This is a genomic window from Pseudomonas sp. 2995-1 (genome assembly GCF_002742505.1).
Lineage (GTDB): Bacteria > Pseudomonadota > Gammaproteobacteria > Pseudomonadales > Pseudomonadaceae > Aquipseudomonas > Aquipseudomonas sivasensis.
Window position 1 is genome coordinate 289,814 of record NZ_LJSA01000249.1, and the last position, 18,203, is coordinate 308,016.

The window sequence follows — 18,203 nt, forward strand, 5'->3', positions numbered from 1 at the left end:
TCTTCATTTTTTCAGGGAGATTAGCGGTTACTTCTTGGCGATGATGACCGCCCGCATCGGTGCCGGCAGCCCTTCAATCGTCTTGCTGTGATCCTCGGGATCGAGGAAGTCACTCAGGGACTGATACTTCATCCATTCCGTCCCGCGCTGTTCCTCCACCGTGGTCACGCTCACATCCACGCAACGCACATCGCTGAAACCTGCGCGGCGCAGCCACAGCATCAGCGCCGGCACCGACGGCAGGAACCACACGTTACGCATCTGCGCATAACGGTCTTCCGGCACCAGCACCTGTTGCTGGTCGCCTTCCACCACCAGGGTTTCCAGGACCAGCTCGCCGCCCTTGACCAAGGTGTCCTTCAGCGCCAGCAAATGCTCGATGGGCGAGCGACGGTGGTAGAACACGCCCATGGAAAACACCGTGTCGAAGCCTTCCAGGTTGGCCGGCAAGTCTTCAAACGGAAATGGCAGGTGCCAGGCTTTCGGTTCGGACAGATACCGCTGTACCGCTTGGAACTGGCAGAAGAACAGCCAGTTAGGGTCGACACCTATTACGCTGTCGGCACCGGCGCCGAGCATGCGCCACATGTAGTAACCGTTGCCGCAGCCGACATCGAGGATGCGCTTGCCTTTCAAGTCCAGGTGCGGTGCGACGCGTGACCACTTCCAGTCCGAGCGCCATTCGGTGTCGACGTGCACGCCGAACAGGTGGAACGGCCCCTTGCGCCATGGGCTCAGGCCCATCAATGCGGTGCGCATCTGTGCGCGGGTTTCGTCGTCACAGTCGGTGTCCAGCACCAGGTCATTCAGTAAGTCGACGTCGCTGGGCATGATCTTCGGCAGTGCATCCAATGCACTCTGCCAGCGCTCCAGGTCGCCATGTCCTTTTTCCATTTTGCTGTCGAGCTGCGCTTGCAGGCCTTGGGCCCATACGGCCAGAGGAGTGCCGACCAAATGGCGGGCGAGGGGAGACAGATCAATCATGGCAGGGCAATCAACGAGGCAAAGTTAAGACACTGGAACCACGGCACGACTTTCGAGAACCCGGCTGCCAGCAGGCGTTCGCGGTGTTCTTCGAGGCTGTCGGGCTTCATGACGTTTTCGATGGCGCTGCGCTTCTGGGCAATTTCCAGTTCGCTGTAGCCGTTGGCGCGTTTGAACGCGATATGCAGGTCGGTGAGCAGCGCGTGTTCTTCAAGGTCATTGAAGCGCAGCTTTTCCGAAAGGATCAGCGCACCGCCCGGTAACAGCGCCTGACGAATTCGCGACAGCAAGCTCAGGCGCTCCTCGGGCGCGATGAATTGCAGGGTGAAATTCAACGCCACCACCGAAGCCGGCTGGAATTGCAGCGCGAGGATATCGCCCTCGATCACCTCGACCGGCAGCAACTCCTGGAACATCGAGTCCTGGCCAGTGAGGTATTCGCGGCAGCGCTCGACCATGGCGGCGGAGTTATCCACCGCGATCACTCGGCAGCCGTCGGTACGCACGTGTCGGCGCAGGGCTTGGGTGACAGCGCCAAGGGATGAACCCAGGTCGTAGAGCACGCTGTTGGGTTGGGCAAACTGCGCCGCGAGCACACCGAGGTTTTCGACGATAGTCGGGTAGCCTGGCACCGAGCGCTTGATCATGTCCGGGAATACCCGCACCACGTCCTCGTTAAAGGCGAAGTCCGGCACCTGGGGCAGGGGCTGGGCGAAAAGGCGATCGGGTTCTTTGCTCACGGTTGTTCCGGCGACGAGGGGGGAAAGGCCGGCATTTTAGCCAAGTTGGCCCTCGTGTGCGCGGGTTGTCTGATGGAAAGCAGAGGCGGTGATGCCCCACTGGCCAAGCCAATACGTGGTGATCAGCAAATACGGCGCGGCGTCGAACGCCACCACGAACCGATTGATGCCGATCAGGGCGTCTGAAAACACAAACGACACCGCGCCCGCCGCAGCCAGTAAGGCCGAGCGTTTTGGCACGTCACTGCCCAGCCGCGCGAGCGCGCGCCAGAGCATTGTGCTGATCACCAAGGCGTAAACCACGACGGGAATCAACAAGTCGCCAAGGCCATGGGAAATCAGGATGCTCAGCAGGACGACGCCTACACCAAGCGCCAATACCAACGGTAATACCGCCAAACGACGGCAATCGCTGAAATAGGCCTTGAGGTATGCCAGGTGCGCAATCAGAAACGCGCCGAGGCCGAAGATAAACAAGTCGCCAGGCCAAGCGAGCAACACGTCGCCCACCAGTGAGAAAATCAGCCCGAGGCTGATCCAGCGTCGATAGTCGGTGGGCGGTGCGTCATGCAGCCAGCCCAGCAACGCCAGTACCGGCAGCGGTTTGACCAGCAGGCAGAGCAACATCGCGTGAGTGCTCAAACCGTAGATAAAAGTGGCGGCGCCCATCAACGCGAGTATCAGCCATGGCATATCAGTTCACCGTAAGGGTGCAGTCGAAGGTCTCCACGGGTTCGGCTTCCGGCTCCCACGGCTGCTGGGACGTCAGGCGTAAACGACCCTGGCCGGCGGCAAACGCCTGGAAGCGCCAGGTGGATTGACCACCGCCCCCGATCACGCCGGACTCAGTGCTGCTGTAGACCTCAGGGCTCAGCGCACGCAGCACGCCGCCGGCGGAATCCTGGATGGCCCAGCGGTAGCCGGTGGTGGGGTTGCTCGGCAGGGTGAGGATCAGGTTTTGCCCGGTTTTAAGCTGGAGCGGGCAGGCGCTCTGGTTTTCCACGGTGACGTTTTGCTTCGGCGCACTGGCGCACGCGGTCAGCAGGCAAAGGCTCAGGGGGAGAAGCAGGCGGGCAGCAGTCATGGAGACTCCGTTTATACACGACGAAGGGCGAGCATAACCGAAGATGAGACAAGGTGTGACAAGAGGGATGCGACAGACGTGGGTGCTTGTTGTAGTGAGCGGGCTTGCCCCGCGCTGGGCTGCGAAGCAGGCCCGATACTGACGACCCCATTCCTTCTGAAGGAATGGGGTCTTTTCAAGAGGGCTGCTTCGCAGCCCAGCGCGGGGCAAGCCCGCTCACCACAGAAGCCCTGTTCAGGGACAAGGCGAATTAGAAAAGCACTTTAGCCACATCCGCAAACCGCTTGGCAAAGTGCACCGTCATGCCCTCTTTAAGATACTCCGGCAACTCTTCAAAACTGCCGCGATTTGGCTCCGGCAATATCAGCTCGTGAATCTTCTGACGTCGCGCAGCAATCACCTTCTCGCGCACGCCGCCGATCGGCAATACATGCCCGGTCAGCGTCAGTTCGCCGGTCATGGCCACGCCTTTTTTCGGCGCTTGGTTACGGGCCAGGGACAACAACGCACTGGCCATGGTCACGCCAGCGCTCGGGCCGTCCTTCGGCGTGGCACCTTCCGGCACGTGCAAGTGCACGAAGGCTTCGTCGAAGAACTTCGGATCGCCGCCAAACGACTTCAGGTTGGAGCTGATGTAGCTGTAGGCAATTTCGGCAGACTCTTTCATCACCTCGCCTAACTGCCCGGTGAGCTTGAAGCCGCGGTTCAGTGTGTGGATGCGCGTCGCCTCGATTGGCAGGGTCGCGCCGCCCATGCTGGTCCAGGCCAGCCCGGTGATCACACCGGTACCGGACAGCACTTGCTCATTGCGGAACACCGGCATGCCGAGGGAGCTTTCCAGGTCCTTGTTGCCGATTTTGATCACCGAGTTCGGCGCATCCAGCAACTTGACCACGGCTTTGCGTACCAGTTTGCCCAGTTGTTTCTCCAACTGGCGCACCCCTGCCTCACGGGCATAACCGTCGATCAATGCGCGCAGGGCGCCGTCGCTGATGGTCAGGGTGTTTTTCGATACGCCGGCTTTTTCCAGCTGTTTTGGCCACAGGTGGCGCTTGGCGATGGCGACTTTTTCTTCGGTGATATAGCCCGACAGGCGAATCACTTCCATCCGGTCCAACAGCGGGCCGGGAATTGAGTCAAGGGTGTTGGCGGTGCACACGAACAGCACTTTGGACAGGTCCAGGCGCAGGTCGAGATAGTGGTCGAGGAATTCGACGTTCTGTTCCGGGTCGAGGGTTTCGAGCAGGGCCGAGGCCGGGTCGCCCTGGAAGCTTTGGCCCATCTTGTCGATCTCGTCGAGCATGATCACCGGGTTCATCACTTCAACATCTTTGAGCGCCTGCACCAGCTTGCCCGGCATGGCGCCGATGTAGGTACGGCGATGGCCCTTGATCTCGGCCTCGTCGCGCATGCCGCCGACGCTGAACCGGTAGAACGGCCGGCCCAGGGACTCGGCGATGGATTTACCCACGCTGGTCTTGCCCACGCCCGGCGGGCCGACGAGCAGCACGATGGAGCCGGCGACTTCGCCTTTGTAAGCGCCCACCGCCAGGAACTCGAGGATACGGCTCTTGATGTCGTCCAGGCCGGCATGGTGCTTATCCAGCACCTTGCGCGCGTGTTTCAGGTCGAGCTTGTCCTCGCCGTACACGCCCCACGGCACCGAGGTTGCCCAATCCAGATAGTTGCGGGTGACCGCATATTCCGGCGAGCCGGTTTCCAGGATTGACAGTTTGTTCAGTTCTTCATCGATGCGTTTTTTCGCCTGGGCTGGCAGCACTTTGTCTTCCAGGCGTTGCTCGAATTGCTCCACGTCCGCGCTGCGATCGTCCTTGGTCAGGCCCAGCTCCTGCTGGATCACCTTGAGCTGTTCTTTAAGGAAGAACTCGCGTTGGTGTTCGCCGATCTTGCGGTTCACCTCGGCGGAGAGCTCCTTTTGCAGGCGCGCGACTTCGACTTCCTTGCGCAGCATCGGCAGGACTTTTTCCATGCGTTTGAGCATGGGGACGCAGTCCAGCACTTCCTGCAGCTCGTTACCGGTAGCCGAGGTAAGCGCGGCGGCGAAATCGGTGAGGGGCGACGGGTCGTTGGGGCTGAAGCGGTTGAGGTAGTTCTTCAGCTCTTCGCTGTACAGCGGGTTAAGCGGCAGCAGCTCTTTGATCGCATTGATCAGCGCCATGCCGTAGGCCTTGACCTCGTCGGTCGGCTCGGTGGGCTGGTGTGGGTATTCGACTTCCACCAGATACGGTGGACGATGGTGCTTGAGCCAGGTCTTGATGCGCACGCGGGTCAGGCCCTGGGCCACGAATTGCAGCTTGCCGTTCTCGCGGCTGGCGTGATGCACCTTCACCAGGGTGCCGTACAGCGGCAGGGCGGAGGTGTCGAAGTGGCGTGGATCTTCCGGCGGCGTGTCCATGAAGAACAGAGCGAGTGAGTGGTGGTCGGATTTGCTCACCAGCTCAAGGGTCTCAGCCCACGGTTCTTCGTTGACAATCACCGGCAGCACTTGCGCCGGGAAGAAAGGCCGGTTGTGGATCGGGATGATGTAGACCTTGTCCGGCAGGTTTTGCCCTGGAAGAGCCAGGCCGGTATTGGACGAGGAGGTTTTAGCGTTTTCGGGGTCTGCGTAGTCGTTGAGGTCGTAATCAGGGAATTCTTGCTGGTCGCTCATGGGGCACCTGCATAAGGAAGTATGGAGGTTAGATGGGGCGAGGCAGCAGTGGTTTCAATGGGGGGCGTGAGATAGCAACATATTGCATGAAATTCCTGCGGCGACTTGGTCAATGTGTGAGAGGGCAAGTCAATCGTCGCACCGCCCTGCCAACATTGGCTCCGTGTTGCGTCAGCTGATTTTGTGGAGGTAGGCGGGGAGTGGCTGTTCTGGCAGCACCGATAGCACTTTCAAACGCTGCAACATCCGCTGCCGTGCCCGTTGCAAATGCTCGCGCAGATTCAACGCCGCCGCGTCAAACGCGCCATGCAGCAGCAACTCCAGAATCAAGCGATGTTCGGCGAGCATGGCTGGATCCGCGCCGATCCCCAGCAATCGGTAAAAAATCCGGCTGATGATCATCGGGCTTTGGCCCTGGCGAATCAGCGCGGCAATCTTACGATTCTGCATCCCGGCCAGGCAGCGCTGGTGCAAGTCTTCTTCGATCTGCTCGATGGCTTCCAGGCTGCACTCGGCGCTGTTCTGGGCATCCAGTACCCGCTGCAGCATGGCTTCAAGGACCTCGCGGTCCAGGTTCGGTGCGCTCTGGCGCAGCGCCTCGGGCTCCAGGCAGGCACGTAGTTCGTAATCCTCGGTGACTTCCCGCGCGGTCAACGGCCCGGCCAACCATTGGGAGTAGGGCTCTTTTTCCACCAGGCCACGGTCACGCAGGCGCATCAGCGCTTCACGCACCACCGCTCGGCTGACGCCGTAGTGGTCGGCGGCGGCTTGTTCATCCAAGCGGTAATGGCCGAAGGCAATGCAGGTGGACAGTGCCGCGCCGATCTCCTCGACGATCCGCTCGCCCAGCGGCCGGGTGTCCACCAGTTCAGCCTCGCCGTTGAGACCCAGGTGCGCATGGCTCAGGGGCAGGCGCAGCGGCTCCATGACCAAGCCTTCGGGGTTGATCAGATAACCCCGGCCGTTGAAGCGGCAGATCAAGCCTTCGGCATGCAGCAGGTCCAGCGCCTTGCGCACCGGCACGCGGCTGGTGCCGAACAGTTCGGCCAAGGGCGCTTCCAGTAAAACCAAGCCCTGACGGGCGGTGCCATTGACGATCGCGTCGCGCAACACCTGGTGAATCATCGCGTAACGGGAGGCCGAGGCGGACACTGCTTTCATCACTTTCTCTGGGGCTTGTAGGACGGTGGCCGGGGATTCTCTCATAAGTTGCGCCTGTCACTCTGTGCTACGTCGGTGGCACTTTTTTGGGGCCTGAAAGGTGTGACTGTTACTTTTCTGCACCAAAATGTACTTATTAATAAAAGATACATTATTTCATTGGAGGTGGATCCCAGGTGTGATGCAAGACATTTTTCCATCGATCAAAACCATCTATCCCGCTGCTATGGGCGAAAAACCTTAACCGCGTAAACAGCGCTACGTAGAGACTGGCACGAAAGCTGCCTTTGTAAAATGTACATTTTATGAATATGTACGTTTTATGAGGTTCTCCTGATGTCAGACGCCACATCAATGGCCGAGGATTTCGCCAGCGGTCGCAGCGACCCGGTGCAAGCCCTCGAACAGGCACTCGATCAAGCGAGCCGCTCGGCCAGCGTTTTCATTTCCCTGACCGCCGAGCGCGCCCGCCGTGAAGCCGAAGCGTCCGCGGCCCGTTGGCGAGCTGGCCAGCCCTTGAGCGGGTTCGATGGTGTGCCCGTGGCCTGGAAAGACCTGTTCGACGTGGCTGGCAGCGTCACCACAGCCGGCGCTGCTTACCGGCGCAACGCGCCTGCGGCCTTGCTCGACGCACCGAGCGTGGGCCTGCTTTGCCGCGCCGGGATGTTCAGCATCGGCAAAACCAACCTCAGCGAACTCGCTTATTCAGGGTTGGGCCTCAACCCGCATTTCGGCACGCCGCACAACCCCCATGGCACGGACCAACCGCGCATTCCCGGCGGCTCGTCCTCGGGTTCGGCCGTGGCCGTGGCCGCCGGCATTGTGCCGATTGCCATGGGCACCGACACCGCAGGCTCCATTCGCATCCCGGCGGCGCTCAATGGTGTGGTGGGTTACCGCAGCAGCAGCCGACGTTACAGCCGTGACGGCGTATTTCCCCTGGCTCGTTCCTTAGACAGCCTCGGCCCGCTGACCCGCAGCGTGCGTGATGCGCTGGCCATCGATGACCTGCTCCATGGCCGCACACAGACCCACAGTGCCCGCAGCCTCAAAGGCCAGCGCTTTGTACTGGCGCAGCAGGACGTCGAGCCCGCTGTGCGCAACAATCTGCTGAGTGCCGTGGCGCAACTCAAGGCCCAAGGCGCGCTGATCGAAGATCGTGAATGCCCGACCTTCCAGGCCACTCTGGATCTGATCAAACACCACGGCTGGCTCGGTGCCTTCGAAGCGTTCGCCCTGCACCAAACCCTGCTTGACAGCGCCGATGCCGAGCAACTCGACCCCCGCGTGCGCCGCCGCCTCGAAGCCGCCCGCGCGCTGCCGGCCAGCCAACTTATCCACCTGACCGATGCGCGCCGTCGTCTGCAACAGCAACTGCTCGACGACCTTGACGGCGCGATCCTGATCACCCCCACCGTCGCCCACGTCGCGCCCGCTTTGGCGCCCCTGGAAAACGACGACGACCTCTTCGTGAACACCAACCTCGCCACCCTGCGCCTGACCATGCCCGGCAGTTTTCTGGACATGCCAGGCGTGACCTTGCCCAGCGGCCGCGATGCCCAGGGCCTGCCCACCGGGCTGCTGCTCAGCGCCCCGACAGGAGAAGACGCACGCCTGCTGCGCGCAGCGTTGTCCGTCGAAACCGTAATTAACGTTTAAGGAGACACACCATGGCTAAAGACATCCTCTGTGCATTTGGCGTCGACGTGGACGCCGTCGCCGGCTGGCTCGGTTCCTACGGCGGCGAAGACTCGCCCGACGATATTTCCCGTGGCCTGTTCGCCGGTGAAATCGGCGCGCCGCGCCTGCTCAAATTGTTTGAACGTTACGGCCTGCGCACCACCTGGTTTATCCCTGGCCACTCGATGGAAACCTTCCCTGAGCAGATGAAGGCCGTGGCCGACGCCGGTCACGAAATCGGCGTGCATGGCTACAGCCACGAAAATCCGATTGCGATGACCGCCGAGCAGGAAGAAATCGTCCTCGATAAATCCATCGAGTTGATCACCCAGGTGACTGGCAAACGTCCCACCGGCTACGTCGCGCCTTGGTGGGAATTCAGCAAGGTCACCAACGAACTGCTGCTGAAAAAGGGCATCAAGTACGACCACAGTCTGATGCACAACGACTTCCATCCGTACTACGTCCGCAAGGGCGACACCTGGACCAAGATCGACTACAGCCAGCACCCCGACACCTGGATGAAACCCTTGGTGCGCGGCGAAGAAACCGACTTGGTGGAGATCCCGGCCAACTGGTACCTGGACGACCTGCCGCCGATGATGTTCATCAAGAAAGCCCCCAACAGCCACGGTTTCGTCAACCCGCGTCACCTCGAAGAAATGTGGCGCGACCAGTTCGACTGGGTCTACCGCGAACACGAACACGCGGTGTTCACCATGACCATCCACCCCGACGTGTCTGGCCGCCCGCAAGTGCTCTTGATGCTTGAGCGCCTGATCGAACACATCCAGAGCCATGCCGGCGTGCGCTTCGTCACCTTCGACGAAATCGCCGATGACTTTATCCGCCGCCAACCCCGTACCTGACCCTTAGAAAAAAAGCCCCCCACCTCCGAGGCGCGACTCATGTCCATCTACAACAAGCTTGACCTGACTGGCTGGAAACCCCGGCAACTCACCTCCAAGGAAGTGCGGTTTGCGACCTGGATTGCGTTTTTCGCCTGGGTGTTTGCGGTGTATGACTTCATCCTGTTCGGCACCTTGCTGCCGGAGATCGGCCGGCACTTTGGCTGGGGTGAAGTGGAGCAAGCTGAAATCGCGACGTGGGTGGCGGTGGGCACGGCAGTAGTCGCCTTTGCCATCGGCCCTGTGGTCGATAAGTTGGGCCGTCGCAAGGGCATTATCTTCACCGTGGCCGGTTCCGCGCTGTGCTCGGCGCTGACCGCGATTGGTGGGGCGTGGGGTAAGTCACCGCTGATTCTGATCCGTTCGTTGGGCGGCCTGGGCTATGCCGAGGAAACCGTCAACGCCACGTACCTGAGTGAGCTGTACGGCGCCTCGGAAGACCCGCGACTGACCAAACGTCGCGGTTTCATCTACAGCCTTGTGCAGGGCGGCTGGCCGGTCGGTGCATTGATCGCCGCTGGCTTGACTGCACTGTTGCTACCGATCATCGGCTGGCAAGGCTGCTTTATCTTCGCCGCGATCCCGGCGGTGGTGATTGCGATCATGGCGCGCAAGCTCAAGGAGAGCCCGCAGTTCCAGATCCATGAACGCATCAGCCAACTGCGCAAAAACGGCGCGGTGACAGAAGCACAGAACGTGGCGGCAACCTACGGCGTGGATTACGACGAACACAGCAAGGCCGGCCTGAAAGCTGCGTTCCGTGGCCCGGCCCGCCGCGCCACCCTGGTGATCGGCGCTGCGTTGTTGCTCAACTGGGCGGCGATCCAGGTGTTCAGCGTGTTGGGCACTTCCGTGATCGTCAGCGTGCACCACATCTCGTTCGAGAACTCGCTGATCATCCTGGTGCTGTCGAACCTGGTGGGTTACTGCGGTTACCTCAGCCACGGCTGGATGGGTGACAAGATCGGCCGTCGCAACGTGATCGGCCTGGGCTGGATGCTGGGCGGCCTGTCGTTCGCCGGTATGCTGTTTGGCCCAAGCAACATGGCCATGGTGGTCGGGCTTTACAGCCTGGGCCTGTTCTTCCTGATCGGGCCGTACTCGGCGGCTTTGTTCTTCATCAGCGAAAGTTTCCCCACCAGCATCCGCGCCACCGGTGGCGCGATCATCCACGCCATGGGGCCGATTGGCGCAGTAGTCGCCGGTTTCGGTGCAACCCAGGTGTTGTCCGCCGGCAGCGACTGGCAGACCGCCGCGCTGTGGTTCGGCGCCTTGCCGTGCTTTTTGTCCGGTGTCCTGATGTTTGCCGCGCGCCATGTGCGTCCGGAAACCGTTCAGTAAGGAGTGATTGATGAGTCGTAAAGTTGCCTTGATTACCGGTGCCGCCAGTGGCATCGGCCAAGCCCTCGCCGTGGCGTATGCGCGCAACGGCGTGGCGGTGGTGGGCGGGTACTACCCGGCCGATCCCCATGATCCACAGACCACCGTTTCCCTGGTGGAAGAGGCCGGTGGCGAATGCCTGATGTTGCCGCTGGATGTCGGTGATACCGCCTCGGTCGACGAGCTGGCCGCACAGGCCGTGCAGCACTTCGGCCGATTGGATTACGCGGTCGCCAACGCCGGCTTGCTGCGTCGCGCGCCACTGCTGGAAATGACCGATGCACTCTGGGACGAGATGCTCAACGTCGACCTGACGGGGGTGATGCGCACCTTCCGTGCGGCGACGCGGCACATGAAGGAAGGCGGCGCGCTGGTGGCGATTTCCTCGATTGCCGGCGGCGTGTATGGCTGGCAGGAGCACTCGCACTATGCCGCCGCCAAGGCCGGTGTGCCGGGCTTGTGCCGGTCGCTGGCGGTGGAATTGGCCGGTTTGGGAATTCGCTGCAATGCGGTGATCCCAGGCTTGATCGAGACGCCGCAGTCCCTGGATGCGAAGAACTCGCTGGGCCCGGAAGGTTTGGCGAAAGCCGCGCGGGCGATTCCGCTGGGGCGGGTAGGGCGCGCGGATGAAGTGGCGTCGCTGGTGCAGTTCTTGACCAGTGATGCGTCGAGTTATTTAACCGGGCAAAGCATCGTCATCGACGGCGGCCTGACCGTGCGCTGGCCTGACTGACTGATGTACTTGATCCAAATGTGGGAGGGGCGGTGCGACGATTCGACTTGCCCCCGATGGCGGTGGTTCAGTTAGCCCATCTGTGACTGACCCACTGCCATCGGGGGCAAGTCGAATCGTCGCACCGCCCCTCCCACATTGGAAGTGGAATTTTTCAGGAGTTTTTGCATGAACCAACTGACCAACCGCCGGGCCGTGATCACCGGTGCCGGCAGCGGCATCGGTGCCGCCATCGCCCGCGCCTACGCCGTTGAAGGCGTGCGTCTGCTATTGGCCGACCGCCACGCCGCCAGCCTCGCTGAAACCGCAATCACCTGCCGCAACCTCGGCGCCGAAGTGGTCGAGTGCGTGGCCGATGTGGGCACCGTCGAAGGCGCCCAAGCCAGTGTTGACCGCTGCGTCGAGCACTTCGGCGGCATCGATATTCTGGTCAACAACGCTGGCATGCTTACCCAGGCGCGGTGCGTCGACCTGTCCATCGAGATGTGGAACGACATGCTGCGCGTCGACCTCACCAGCGTGTTCGTCGCCAGCCAGCGCGCTTTGCCCCACATGGTCGCGCAGCGCTGGGGGCGGATCATTAATGTGGCCTCGCAACTGGGCATCAAGGGCGGCGCCGAACTGACTCACTACGCGGCGGCCAAAGCGGGTGTGATTGGTTTTACCAAGTCCCTGGCGCTGGAAGTGGCCAAGGACAACGTGCTGGTCAACGCCATCGCCCCTGGCCCGATCGAAACCCCTTTGGTCGGTGGCATCAGCGACGACTGGAAACGCGCCAAGGCCGCCGAACTGCCCTTGGGCCGCTTTGGCCTGGCGGACGAAGTCGCGCCTACCGCCGTGCTGCTCGCCAGCGAGCCGGGCGGCAATCTGTTCGTCGGCCAGACCCTGGGCCCGAACTCCGGCGATGTCATGCCATGAGTGAGGTGTAGCCATGTGCGGACTCTGCGGATTGCTCGGCGAAGACCTGCACTGGAGTGATCCTCTGGGCGACGAATTGCCCCGGCGCCGCGAGCGCCTGCGCCGTATCGCTGCGATCAACCAGGTGTTGGCGGTGTTCCGACTCAAGGTCGAAGATTTCCAGGGCGCCTCCTATCTGCTGTTGGGCGCCACCGGTAAACAGGAACTGGCGAGCGGCCTGGATCAACTCTGGCAGGCGGCCGAAACCATGCTCGGCCGCCCGCTGGATCCTCTCGATCCACGGCTGTTGGATCACTTGGAGTCAACCCCATGAGCATCGCGCTGAATGTCATTACCGGCTTCCTCGGCAGCGGCAAGACCACCTTGCTCAAACGCCTGCTGCAAGGCGAAAGCCTCGGCGATACTGCGTTGCTGATCAACGAATTCGGCGACGTCGGCATTGATCATCTGTTGGTGGAAGAAGTCGCGCCAGACACCGTGCTGTTGCCCAGCGGCTGCATCTGCTGCTCGATCCGTGGCGAACTCAAGGACGCGTTGCTCGGCCTGTTGCAGCGCCGCGAGCGTGGCGAAATACCAGCGTTCAAACGCGTGATCCTGGAAACCACCGGCCTGGCCGACCCAGCACCGATCCTCGCCACCCTGAACAACGATGTGCAATTGCGTGGACGTTTTCATATCGGTCTGGTGATCACGCTGGTCGATGCCAGCCACGCCGCCCTGCAAGAGCGCCTGCACCCGGAATGGCTGGCCCAGGTGGCGGCTGCGGACCGTTTGCTGCTGAGCAAGACGGACTTGGCGGGCGAGTGCGAGCCCCTGCGCGCGCATCTGCGGGCACTCAATACCGGCACGCCGATCCTCAATACCCATGACATTCACAGCGGCGATCAATTGCTGCTGGGCGAAGGCTTGCGCAGCGCCGAGCCGGCGATGGAAGTCAGCCGTTGGCAACTGCATCAAACCACCACCGCCACCCACGGTGCAGCGCAAGTGTGCAGCCTGACCTTCGACCAGCCGCTGGACTGGGTCGGCTTCGGGGTGTGGTTGTCGATGCTGTTAAGATGCCACGGCGAACGAATCCTTCGCGTCAAAGGACTGCTCAACGTGAACGCCAGCAACGCCCCCATCGTCATTCATGGCGTGCAGCACTGCCTGCATGCCCCGGTCCATCTGCCTGCGTGGCCGGGCACAGACCGGCAATCGCGCCTGGTGTTTATCCTGCGTGGTCTTGACCCTGCGCTGTTGCGGCGTTCTTTTGATGTGTTCTCGCGGCGGTTCGCCGGATGATCACTTTACGCGTCCTCGGCACCTCCGTGACCTTGCTCGAAACCCTGCGCGTACGTGCCGAACAGGAGCTGGGCATTCGCCTGGTGTACCAGGTGCACGACGTTGAACAGGCCCAACGCATTGCGGTGATGCAGCCCGACAGCTACGACCTGTACGACCAGTGGTTTCATAACGTCGACTTCGTGTGGCCGGCCCGGGCGATCCAGCCCATCGACACACGGCGCATCGCGCTGTGGCATGAGATCAACGACCTGCCCAAACGCGGGCGATTGTCGCCCAGCGACCGCCTGGGCAGCGGCAGCGTGCCCAGTGAGCGTTTATTTGTGCAGCACGACGGCAGCCTCGGCAGCACCGTCACCGACCGCATCAGCATGCTGCCCCTGACCCACAACGCCGACAGTTTCGCCTACCGCCCCGAGCGCCTGCCCGAAGGTTTTTGCCACGGCAACGAAAGCTGGGGCTGGCTGCTGGACCCGGCCTGGCGCGCGCGCACAGCGCTGCAAAGTGACGCCGCCATCGGCGCCCTGGACGCCGCACTGGCGGTCCAGGGCGCGGGGCTGGCCCGCTTTAACGACATCGGCAACATGAGCATCGAAGAGATCGACGTGCTTGCTGACATTCTGGTGCGCAAACAGAAAGAAGGGCATTTCGCTGCGTTTTGGTCCGACGATGAAGAGGCTGCGCAACTGATGCTCAGCCCCAGCATCGATATCCAGAGCCTGTGGTCGCCGACCCTGATGCGCCTGCACCGCGCCGGAGTGAAATACCGCCTGGCCGTGCCCCGCGAAGGCTATCGCGCCTGGTTTGGCGGTTTGTCACTGTCGCGCCATGCCCAAGGCCCGGTGCTGGATGCGGCCTATGCCTACCTCAATTGGTGGTTGTCCGGCTGGCCCGGCGCGGTCATGGCCCGCCAGGGTTACTACATCGGCAACCCGGCGCGCAGCCGCGATCACCTGAGCAGCGCCGAGTGGGATTACTGGTACGCCGGCAAGCCTGCGCGGGAGGAATTGTTGGGGAGTGACGGGCTACCGCTGATTGATATTGGCGAAATGCGTGATGGTGGTTCGTATGAGCAACGGATGGGGCATATTGCGGTGTGGAACTCGGTGATGGATGAGCACAACTACCTGGTGCGCAGGTGGGGGGATTTCATGCGGGCGCGTGGTGTTTGATTGAGTGCGTGGGTTGGGGGGCATATCCGTTGCTGCGGTAACGACCGCCTTTGGTTCCGCTCTTACAGCGGGTCACTTTTGGAAAGGCCGGAATGCTGGCCCAGCGTGGTTGACGGGGCGATTCCAGATCAAAAGCAACAGCGCGGCGGCCTTAGAGCCGACCGGGTTCTTAAGCCGAACTCATTCCAAATGTGGGAGGGGGCTTGCTCCCGATGGCAGTGGGTCAGTCACAGCTGCATCAACTGACACACCCTCATCGGGAGCAAGCCCCCTCCCACATTTTGATCTCCACATATCAGATAAGTCCCAGCCTGCTTTAGATCTGCTTTAGATCTGCTTTAGATCTGCTTTAGATCTGCTTTAGATCTGCTTTTGCTTTTGCCTTTGCTCTTACATCCTTTTCGCTGACGAAGTCAGCGGTCTTTTGATCTGCGCTTTTGATCGTGATCTTAGGCGCCCCGTCAAACACGCTGGCCGAACGCAGGCTTGAATCCGTGGGTAACCCGGCAGGACGCCGGGTTAGCCGCACTGGGCCATGGATGGCCCATTGCGGCGGCCCACGGATTCAAGCCGGAGTGCGGGCACACCGAGCCTAGGCGAGGTGCCGAGTGTTGGGGCAAGAGCCCTTTGGTTACTTTGGGGCTTTTCCAAAGTGACCCGCCGTAAGGGCGGAACCAATACCCGCCGTTACCCAAATAACGGATATGCCCCCCAAGCCAACCCTCTGTCGCCAATAAACCGCCACCTAAATCCCCACGTTTATTGAATGCACACCCCCCAACTCCCAGCTAATCTCCTCACACCCAATATCCAACGAAAATGGATATTTTTTTGACGCCAGGTCAGCTGTCGCAAGGAATGCACATGACAAAAGGACGTAGTGGCAGAGAGAGGCGAACACTGCCAGAGGGCACCGCCATGACGTGGCGCCATACGTTCCAAACTCGCATCGCCGGGGTGCTGGCACTGCTGCTGCTGGTGGTCGTCGCCGCCACCTATTTTGCCGTCAAGGCCGCCACCACCCGCGCGGTGGAGAACCAGGCGCAAGTCCAGTTGAAAACCGGAACCCAGGTGTTCGAGCGTCTGCTGGACCTGCGCGGGCGTCGCCTGCAATACGGCCTCGATTGGCTCACCGTCGACGGCCCGTTCAAGCAAGCCGTGGCCGAAGGCAACACGGTATCGATTCTGGCTGCACTGCGTCGGCATGGCTCCGGCGTCCGTTCCAGCGAGGTGTTTGTGCTGGGGCTGGATGGCAAGGTCGTGGTCAGCACGTTGCCCATCCTCACGCGCGGGCAGCTTTTTCCCTATGACACTGCCTTGCGCCATGCGCGGCGCGACGGCCTGCAAATGGTGATTGTCGCCTTGGACGGGCGGCCTTACTTGCTGGTGCAGGATGAAGTCCTCGACCCCCTGCCTATCGCCCGCGTCGTCATGGGCTTTGCCATGGACCAACTGTTCGCCAACGAACTGCGTTCCATGAGCAACCTGGAGGTGTCGTTTCTCAGCGTGCAGGACGGCAGGCCCGGTCCGTTGTTCAGTACCCAGCCTGTCGATTATCAGGCCGGCACCCTCAGCCTGCTCCACGATGCGCCTTTGAACCCAGAGGCACAGATCCGTCCGTTTTACGGTGAGCGTGTGCTCAGCCAAGTGTTGCCGCTGGCCAACACCGGTGACGGCAACGAGGTGCGCGTATTGCTGCAAAGCCCGCTGGACCACGCGCTGGAATCTTTTGCGCCGCTGGACCGGCAGTTCCTCGGGATCGCCCTGGCCGTGCTGGTGGTCTCGTTGGCCGGTGCGTTGTTCCTGGCGCGGCGGGTGTCGCGCCCGCTCAATGCGTTGGTGGAGGCGGCCGGGCGCATTGGCGCGGGGGATTACCGCACGCCGGTGCGGGTGCGCAGCCACGATGAATTCGGCCTGTTGGCCCGTGCGTTCAATGCCATGCAAAGCCGCATCGCCGTGCGCGAACGGCAACTGGCCCATAACGCCCTGCATGACGCTCTCACCGGGTTGCCCAATCGCGCGCTGGCGATGGAGCGCCTGGGCAGCGCGATCAGTGCGCGTCGGCCAGTGGTGTTGCTGTACCTGGGCATCGAAAACTACCGGGTCATCAACGAGGGCTTCGGTCCCGAGGGCGTCGAAGAGATGATGCGCGAGGCCAGCCGGTGTCTGTCCATGAGCCTATTGGCCAGCGATACCGCCGCGCGCATCACCAGCAGCGAATTCCTGTTGTTGCTGGAAAATACCGAGGTTGACCGCGCCGTAGCCCGCGCCGACCGCCTCTACGCGCTGCTTACCGAACCCCAGCGCATCGGCAATGACGAAGTGCGCCACGAGGTGAGTATCGGCATCGCCGCGTACCCCGCCGACGGCCAGTATGTGGAAGAGTTGATCAGCCGTGCGGCCATCGCGCGTCACGATGCAACGACGCTGCCCGGTTATCTACAGATCTACCAGCAGGACCGCGATCTTGCGCACCAGCGCCAGATCAGCCTGATCCGCGACCTGCGCCGTGCGGTCGTCGAAGGTGAGTTGCACCTGTGTTATCAGCCCAAGCTCGACCTCCTGCATGGCCATGTTCGCCAGGCCGAGGCCTTACTGCGCTGGCAGCATCCGACGCTGGGGCTGGTATCGCCCGCCGAGTTCATTCCCCTGGCTGAACGCACTGGCAGCATGGGTGGCCTGACCCAGTGGGTGATCGAAGAGGCTATTCGTCAGATCGGCGAGTGGGCGCAGCGCGGATTGCATATCCAGTTGTCGGTGAATATTTCGGTGGACGACCTGGCCGATGATGACCTGGCGATTCGTGTGACCACCTTGCTGGAACACTACGACGTGCAGGCCCAGCAACTGATTTTCGAGATCACCGAAAGCGCGATCATGCACAACCCGAAGCAGGCCCTCAGCGTGCTGGAGCAATTGCGCGGGTGTGGCATCAGCCTGTCGGTGGATGACTTCGGCACGGGCTATTCGTCGCTGGCGCAATTGCAGCGCTTACCAGTACAGGAATTGAAGATTGACCAGTCGTTTGTGCGCAACCTCGACAGCGCCACGGGCGACGGCGTGATCGTGCGCTCCACCATCGAAATGAGCCACAACCTGGGGCTCAAGGTAGTGGCCGAAGGCGTGGAGTTCGAGCCCAGTCTCAAACTCCTCAAACAGTGGAACTGCGATACGGCCCAGGGCTACCTCATCAGTCGGCCGCTCAATGCCATGGCGTTCGAGATGTGGATGCGCCGCGAGCGCGCGCCGGTCTGAAGCCCGCGTCTATAGTTTTTAGGCCCCAGGCCGATACGCTCTACAAGGCTTGACCGTTTGCACAGTTATTTACCGACCAACGGTCAAGTATCCAGCGCTATTGCATGATGGCATTGTGCCTTGTTTGCGGCATCATGACCGTAACCCACTGTGCCAGGGCTGGCCGCTCATTTTCCATTTTTTGCGGATCGACCATGGCCCGAACTCCTCCCTTGCTCTCCCTGACGCTGATG

Annotated in this window: 15 protein-coding genes; 9 read left to right on the plus strand and 6 right to left on the minus strand. The window is 61.6% G+C overall.

Features of this window, described 5'->3' with window-relative positions; translation table 11 throughout:
* Positions 1–27: 27 nt before the first annotated feature.
* From cmoB to AOA61_RS04165, 6 genes are all read right to left on the minus strand, one after another.
* Entirely contained in the window at positions 28–984 is a 957-nt protein-coding gene (gene cmoB, locus AOA61_RS04140) for a tRNA 5-methoxyuridine(34)/uridine 5-oxyacetic acid(34) synthase CmoB (protein ID WP_032886458.1), read from the minus strand.
* The gene (gene cmoA, locus AOA61_RS04145) at positions 981–1,724 is read right to left on the minus strand and encodes a carboxy-S-adenosyl-L-methionine synthase CmoA (protein WP_099601188.1); all 744 of its coding nucleotides are present in this window, start codon (positions 1,722–1,724) and stop codon (positions 981–983) included. The genes cmoB and cmoA overlap by 4 nt, the downstream gene beginning before the upstream one ends.
* Before the next feature lie 36 nt (positions 1,725–1,760).
* On the minus strand, positions 1,761–2,417 hold the full coding sequence (locus tag AOA61_RS04150) for a lysoplasmalogenase (RefSeq protein ID WP_099601189.1): 657 nt from the start codon (positions 2,415–2,417) through the stop codon (positions 1,761–1,763).
* 1 nt (position 2,418) lies between these two features.
* Complete coding sequence (locus AOA61_RS04155) at positions 2,419–2,808, minus strand: protease inhibitor I42 family protein (protein ID WP_032886463.1); 390 nt, start codon at positions 2,806–2,808, stop codon at positions 2,419–2,421.
* Between the two features lie 250 nt (positions 2,809–3,058).
* Positions 3,059–5,479, minus strand: a complete 2,421-nt coding sequence (gene lon / locus AOA61_RS04160; RefSeq protein WP_032886465.1) for an endopeptidase La — start codon at positions 5,477–5,479, stop codon at positions 3,059–3,061.
* Between the two features lie 171 nt (positions 5,480–5,650).
* A complete protein-coding gene (locus AOA61_RS04165; RefSeq protein ID WP_099601190.1) occupies positions 5,651–6,640 on the minus strand; it encodes a GntR family transcriptional regulator in 990 nt (329 codons plus the stop codon).
* 336 nt (positions 6,641–6,976) lie between these two features.
* Between AOA61_RS04165 and AOA61_RS04170 the strand changes: the two genes are divergently transcribed.
* The 9 genes from AOA61_RS04170 (at position 6,977) to AOA61_RS04220 (ending at position 17,970) form a co-directional block, all read left to right on the plus strand.
* Complete coding sequence (locus AOA61_RS04170; RefSeq protein ID WP_099601191.1) at positions 6,977–8,299, plus strand: amidase; 1,323 nt, start codon at positions 6,977–6,979, stop codon at positions 8,297–8,299.
* An 11-nt stretch (positions 8,300–8,310) separates the two neighbouring features.
* Positions 8,311–9,189, plus strand: a complete 879-nt coding sequence (locus AOA61_RS04175) for a polysaccharide deacetylase (protein ID WP_003210406.1) — start codon at positions 8,311–8,313, stop codon at positions 9,187–9,189.
* Between the two features lie 39 nt (positions 9,190–9,228).
* On the plus strand, positions 9,229–10,569 hold the full coding sequence (locus AOA61_RS04180; RefSeq protein ID WP_032886468.1) for an MFS transporter: 1,341 nt from the start codon (positions 9,229–9,231) through the stop codon (positions 10,567–10,569).
* 10 nt (positions 10,570–10,579) lie between these two features.
* A complete protein-coding gene (locus AOA61_RS04185; protein WP_032886470.1) occupies positions 10,580–11,341 on the plus strand; it encodes an SDR family NAD(P)-dependent oxidoreductase in 762 nt (253 codons plus the stop codon).
* 168 nt (positions 11,342–11,509) lie between these two features.
* On the plus strand, positions 11,510–12,259 hold the full coding sequence (locus AOA61_RS04190; RefSeq protein ID WP_099601192.1) for an SDR family NAD(P)-dependent oxidoreductase: 750 nt from the start codon (positions 11,510–11,512) through the stop codon (positions 12,257–12,259).
* A 13-nt stretch (positions 12,260–12,272) separates the two neighbouring features.
* The gene (locus AOA61_RS04195; protein ID WP_032886473.1) at positions 12,273–12,572 is read left to right on the plus strand and encodes a hypothetical protein; all 300 of its coding nucleotides are present in this window, start codon (positions 12,273–12,275) and stop codon (positions 12,570–12,572) included.
* The gene (locus AOA61_RS04200) at positions 12,569–13,543 is read left to right on the plus strand and encodes a GTP-binding protein (RefSeq protein WP_032886474.1); all 975 of its coding nucleotides are present in this window, start codon (positions 12,569–12,571) and stop codon (positions 13,541–13,543) included. Before AOA61_RS04195 ends, AOA61_RS04200 begins: the two co-directional genes overlap by 4 nt.
* A complete protein-coding gene (locus AOA61_RS04205; protein ID WP_099601193.1) occupies positions 13,540–14,715 on the plus strand; it encodes a PotD/PotF family extracellular solute-binding protein in 1,176 nt (391 codons plus the stop codon). Before AOA61_RS04200 ends, AOA61_RS04205 begins: the two co-directional genes overlap by 4 nt.
* Before the next feature lie 918 nt (positions 14,716–15,633).
* A complete protein-coding gene (locus AOA61_RS04220; protein WP_099601195.1) occupies positions 15,634–17,970 on the plus strand; it encodes a bifunctional diguanylate cyclase/phosphodiesterase in 2,337 nt (778 codons plus the stop codon).
* Positions 17,971–18,203: the final 233 nt, after the last annotated feature.